Below are 5,030 nucleotides of genomic sequence, written 5' to 3'. Positions count from 1 at the left end.
CACGTCGTAGTTGCTGACGAGCTTCGCCGGATTGCCCGCCGCCTCGAAGTCGAGGAAGCGCGACAGCTGGTTTTTCAGGCTCTCGGTCCAGTTCGCGACCGTGTCGTCCGTGTTGAGCGAGCGCTCGGTGGAGCGGCCGCTCGGATCGCCGATGAGGCCGGTGCCGCCGCCGACGAGGGCGATGGAGTTGTGGCCCGCCAGCTGGAAGCGGCGCAGCGTCAGGATCGGAAGCAGGCTGCCGATATGCAGGCTGTCTGCCGTCGGGTCGAAGCCGCAGTACAGCGTGACGCGGCCTTCGCTCATCTTTTTGCTCAGTTCCTCGCGGTTCGTCACCTGGTACACCAGACCCCGGTACTCCAGATCCTCCAGCAATTCCGGATTGACGGCCGCAGCTTGTTCTTGTGTCATGTCTGTTCCCTCCACTTGATTGAATGTTTGTTGCAGCCGAGCCTGTTGATTGAAAGCCGCCTGACTGTATCGCTCCATGTCTGAGGAAAAAAAGAAAGACCCCTCCCTGTCCAAAGACAGGGACGAGTCATCGCGGTACCACCCTATGTTGAGCTTCCCGTACGGGACGAGAATGCTCCGCTCTGCCGGGTAACGGCCGGCTGCCGTCCAGGCCCTTCTGCCTCAGGCAGTTGCGGACGCGGATGCTCCAGGATGTAATTCGCAGCCCGACCCCGCACCGGCTTGCACCAACCGCCGGCTCTCTAGAGCGATGTCGCTCGGGCGCTACTGATTCCCTTCAACGCACTTTATCGCTATCACTTTAGCGAATCCCGACGGATCTGTCAACCGGCCTACAGAAGGCCGCTGTACACTTCCGTCTCGTAATCGAAGCTGACGGTTCCGTCCTGCTGCGTCTCGTCGAAGATCTGCCGCAGCTCGGCCAGCATCTCCACGTGACCGGGCTGTCCCTCGGCGGGAGCGTAGGAGGAAGACAGCAGGCGGCCCTTGACGCCCTCGTAATCAAAAATCTGCCGATTAGGGAAAGTCTGCCATTCAAACGTTCCCTCGCGGAAGAAAGCCTGCAGCGCTTCCGGAGAGACGTTGCGGTGATTTACGCTCGCATAGTCCGTCCCGTACTTATGCAGCAGCGCCTCGTACCTCTCCAGGAAGGGCGTGCCCGTAAGCACGCGCGAGTTCCAGATCAGGAACGCGCGTCCTTCCGGCTTCAGGATGCGGCGGAACTCCGCCTGCGCGGCAGCCTGGTCGAACCAGTGGAAAGCCTGCGCGCTTACGATCGCGTCGACGGAGGCCTCGGCCATCCCCGTATCCTCCGCAGGCGACAGCATCAGGCCGAACCGCTCGTCGGGGCCGAGCTTGGCCCAGGCCGCCTTGGCCATATCCGGATTCGGCTCCACGGCCATGACCCGGAGCTGCCTCTCCAGCAGCAGCCCGGAGAAGATGCCCGTTCCGGCACCGATATCGGCTACCGGAGAATCCTCCTTGAGCCCGCCGCGGCTGATGATGTAGTCTACCGCTTGCGCCGGGTAGCTCGGCCGGTATTTCTCATAGTTCTCCACACGGCTGGAAAACCGCTCCTTGCTGTCCATCGATCATCCCTCCAGATCTCGTCCATGAGGCCAGGGTTGCCGTTCGAACGAGCCGATGCCGGCGCGCACCCTGGCTTGTCTGCATGCTTAACCGTACCAGACAAGGATCGCTCAGGCAACCGGAGGCTTGCAATAAATGATCTCGGGATCGCCTTCGTCCAGGTTGTCGACGACCCCGCTGCGGACGTAGCCCATCGCTTCGCACAGCTGCTGCATCGGCTTGTTGGATTCGTTGGTCGAGGTGAACAGCTTATGTCCCGGAAGCTCGGCCTCCCAAGCCTCCATAAGACTGCGGCCGACTCCGCTCCTGCGGTCGTCCGGATCGACAATGATCAGCTGCAGGAACCGCTGCCCGAAAAAAGACCGGTCATGCGCGGCGAAGCCCGCGAGGCGGCCCTCTCGAAGAGAAACGAGGCAGCAGCCGCTGCGCACATGCTTCTCGAGCTCGGCAAGCCGTCCGCCATGTCCGACTGCCTTGGCATCCAGAGCGGCTATGGCCGGCAAGTCGCCCATGGATCCCTTTCGGACTTCGGTGGAGCAGGCAATGGCTTTGACTGGCGTTTCCGTTCCTTCAGACACTCCCCCGGAAGTTTCCGCCGCCGATGAGAAGAGAAACAGCTTGCTGCAGCCAAAGTGCTCCAGCTCCAGATCCTCCTCCGTATATCCGTCTTCCCCCGCATGGCGGGCCAGCGACTTCCGCCAGAAGGAGATGGAACCGCGATTGCGCTCTCCCGGCGTCGTAAACAGCGACCAGCTTCCGGGATGACGCCGGAACAGCTCGCCGGCCGCTGCTTCACCGACGCCTTTGCCTCGGTAGGGCCTGAGGATGAAGAATTCGTTCACCATATAATCGCTGCCGGACTCGGTGTACGGCCCGGAAGCGATGAGCGCGAAGCCGGCCGGAATTCCGTCCGCGAGGATCAGATAGGGGAACAATAGGCCTTCCTTTTCCCACCAGATGTCGAATTCGCCTTGCTGCTCCTGCAGTGTCTGGATTCCGTCATCCTCTTCAAACACACCGCAGCGGTTCGGCAAAACTTCGCGGATTCCGGCCAGATCATGCAGATACAGCGGATACAGATTCATGAGAATAAATTTGCGGTCCAGGCCGCACGGTTCTACGGATATGTTCATGTTTATGGCTCTCTCCCACGTTTTGTCCTGCACTTACTATACTTGCAGGCTGAGGCGGGAGGATATGGAAAGAACGGTTATAGCCGAAGAAACACGAGGATTCGGTCTGCGGGCTTGATAGGACAACTCTGTTCTTCAGATGTTTCCGCCTCCCTTGACCGCAAGCAGCTCAATTCGCTTCAGTCCATAGTCCGAAGAACCGCCAGGGAATCGCATCCATCCTTTTCAGACCCCGTCCTCTTCATAAAAGGTAATCCGGTTCCCGAACGGGTCCATCACGGTCGCTTCGCAGCCGCCCCAGGGGGGCTTTTCCAATCCCGGCCTGGCATACCGGTAGCCGCTGTCCAGAAGAGCCTTATGATAGTCAGCCAGACCTGCCGTCTCGATCCGAATGTTGGCGCCGGGACTTCCATCGCCGTGATGCTCCGAGAGATGCAGCTCGCAGCCTCCCAGCTTTATGGCCATATAGAGAGGCAGCGCCTCCTCGAATCGATGCTCCCAGAGCAGTTCAGCCCCCAGAAAATCCAGGTAGAATTCCTTTGCCTTGCCGACGTCGAACATGCGTATAATGGGGACGACTCGATTGAATTCAGGCATTCTTATATCCCTCCTATAGATAGGTTTACCGCCATTTCCAAAAACTTCTGCGGCACACTCGACAAACCGCAGCGCCGCCGGAGGAAGACAACCCTCTTTTCTTGTCATCATGCCTATTCGGCAGATGGAGCCCTCATCCTCCAGCGGAATCAAAGTTAGTCCTTCCCGCATTGATTCCGGCAGGATCGAGACACCGAGCCCGGCTGCGGCGGATGCAGCCGCTGTCATGAGAGCCTCGCCCCGCCTGAAAGGATGGCTGCGGCTTGAAATCCAGCCCAAAGCAGTCGTCGATAGCTTCCTCGAGGCTGTGTGTGCCAGATTCCAGCCCATTCGGGAATGTTTGGACATCGTCAACTCTGCTGCCTATGTATTGGCGGTTGGCGGCCATTTCGGAGTTCTTTTGGACATCATCAAACCTGCTGCCCATGGCTCGCGACCATTTCGGAGTTCTATCGGACATCATCAAACCTGCCGCCCATGGCTCGCGACCATTTCGGAGTTCTTTTGCACATCATCAAACCTGCTAACCATGGTTCCCAACCATTTCGGAGTTCTTTTACACATCATCAAACCTGCCGCCCATGGCTCGCGACCATTTCGGAGTTCTTTTGGACATCATCAAACCTGCTGCCCATGGCTCGCGACCATTTCGGAGTTCTATCGGACATCAAATCCGTTATTTGGGCATTTCAACCCCATTTTGGACTTTATCGGACATCAGATCCGTTATTTTCTCAAAAACCTGACATCTGAGGCGATTTTCGCATAAATAACGGATCGTATGTCCGCTAAAAAGTGAAATCGTCCCAAACTGGCAAAATAACGGATCGTATGTCCGATAGGTTTGCTGCGCTGTCTTCGCCACGATCCGTTGGGACTGAAATGTACATTCAAACCATGAGGCTGCATTCGTCAGAGAAAGCATGATATCGCTCGGTAAATCAGAATGTTGGGCTCGGTAAAGTAGATTGGACTACACAAAGAAGACCGCTCCCTCATCTCCAGATGAAGGGTAGCGGCCTTTCCTCTATCGTTCTTTATTCAAACAGCTTCAGCATCCGCTGCAGCATAACCGCTGCCTGAGCGCGGGTAGCCTTTCCCTTCGGCGCAAATCCGTCTCCTCCGGCGCCGTTCATGACTCCGAGGGCAGCAAGCTGCGCAACCGATGAGCGGGCATAACCCGCTATTTGGCTGCGGTCCTTGAAGCCCGCGAGCTTCGCATTCACGTCTGTGGACTTGAGACTGCCGAGATAGTTAAGAACATTTGCGGCCATGACCGCCATTTCCTCACGTGTAATCACTCGGTTCGGCTCGAAGTTGCCGGCACCGGTGCCGCCTGTTATGCCCAGCCTGGCAGCAGCCGCCACCGCCTCGGCATACCAAGAATCGGGTTTCACGTCGCTGAAGGCTCTCATCGGTTTCACATCGCTGAGTCCTCCCACCGTTTCGGCGGCATCCAACCGGAACGCCCGGAACAAGGCTGTAATGAATTCGGCGCGCGTAAGAGGTTTGTTCGGAGCGAACTTGTCGCCCCCTACTCCCAACATGATTCCTTTGGCGGCCATCTCTTCGATGGCGGAACGCGCCCAATCGGTCCCGTCCAAATCGCCAAAGGAAGGAACGGGATTCGAGCTTGGCGGCGGCTTCAGACTTGGCGCTGGCGTGGCGCTGGGCGAAGGTGCGGCGCCAGGCGAAGGAGCCTCGCTAGGCGCTGGTGTCCAAGCTCCTCCAGCGTCGGCGTCG

General features: G+C 58.3%; 6 protein-coding genes, 1 pseudogene and 1 other annotated feature. Of the genes and pseudogenes, 1 reads left to right on the top strand and 6 read right to left on the bottom strand.

From position 1 onward, the window contains the following. The 5 genes and pseudogenes from tyrS to BN871_RS30355 form a co-directional block, all read right to left on the bottom strand. Nucleotides 1-408 (bottom strand): tyrosine--tRNA ligase (gene tyrS / locus BN871_RS22355; RefSeq protein WP_048748961.1); only part of this gene is annotated, 408 nt, incomplete at its 3' end. A 115-nt stretch (nucleotides 409-523) separates the two neighbouring features. Beyond that, nucleotides 524-758, bottom strand: a binding site (T-box leader). Nucleotides 759-800: 42 nt separating this feature from the next. Then, nucleotides 801-1,556: a class I SAM-dependent methyltransferase gene (locus BN871_RS22350; protein WP_048748959.1), complete on the bottom strand. Its 756-nt coding sequence runs from the start codon at nucleotides 1,554-1,556 to the stop codon at nucleotides 801-803. A 111-nt stretch (nucleotides 1,557-1,667) separates the two neighbouring features. Beyond that, a complete protein-coding gene (locus BN871_RS27140; RefSeq protein ID WP_083436592.1) occupies nucleotides 1,668-2,690 on the bottom strand; it encodes a GNAT family N-acetyltransferase in 1,023 nt (340 codons plus the stop codon). Nucleotides 2,691-2,915: 225 nt separating this feature from the next. Beyond that, nucleotides 2,916-3,287, bottom strand: coding sequence for a glyoxalase superfamily protein (locus BN871_RS29385; RefSeq protein ID WP_048748957.1), 372 nt, complete (start codon nucleotides 3,285-3,287; stop codon nucleotides 2,916-2,918). 99 nt (nucleotides 3,288-3,386) lie between these two features. Next, nucleotides 3,387-3,515 (bottom strand): annotated as a pseudogene (locus tag BN871_RS30355) (hypothetical protein); the annotation flags it as partial. Between BN871_RS30355 and BN871_RS28640 the strand changes: the two are divergent. Beyond that, entirely contained in the window at nucleotides 3,514-4,056 is a 543-nt protein-coding gene (locus BN871_RS28640; protein ID WP_198158087.1) for a hypothetical protein, read from the top strand. The pseudogene BN871_RS30355 and the gene BN871_RS28640 sit on opposite strands and share 2 nt — an antisense overlap. Before the next feature lie 268 nt (nucleotides 4,057-4,324). Here the strand turns inward: BN871_RS28640 and BN871_RS22330 are convergent. Then, a partial coding sequence (locus BN871_RS22330; RefSeq protein WP_198158086.1) for an S-layer homology domain-containing protein occupies nucleotides 4,325-5,030 on the bottom strand: 706 nt, incomplete at its 5' end.

This window comes from Paenibacillus sp. P22 (assembly GCF_000469945.2).
Classification (GTDB): domain Bacteria; phylum Bacillota; class Bacilli; order Paenibacillales; family Paenibacillaceae; genus Paenibacillus_O; species Paenibacillus_O humicus.
The sequence above is the reverse complement of the archived record's forward strand: the minus strand, read 5'-3'. Positions and strand labels throughout refer to the sequence as shown.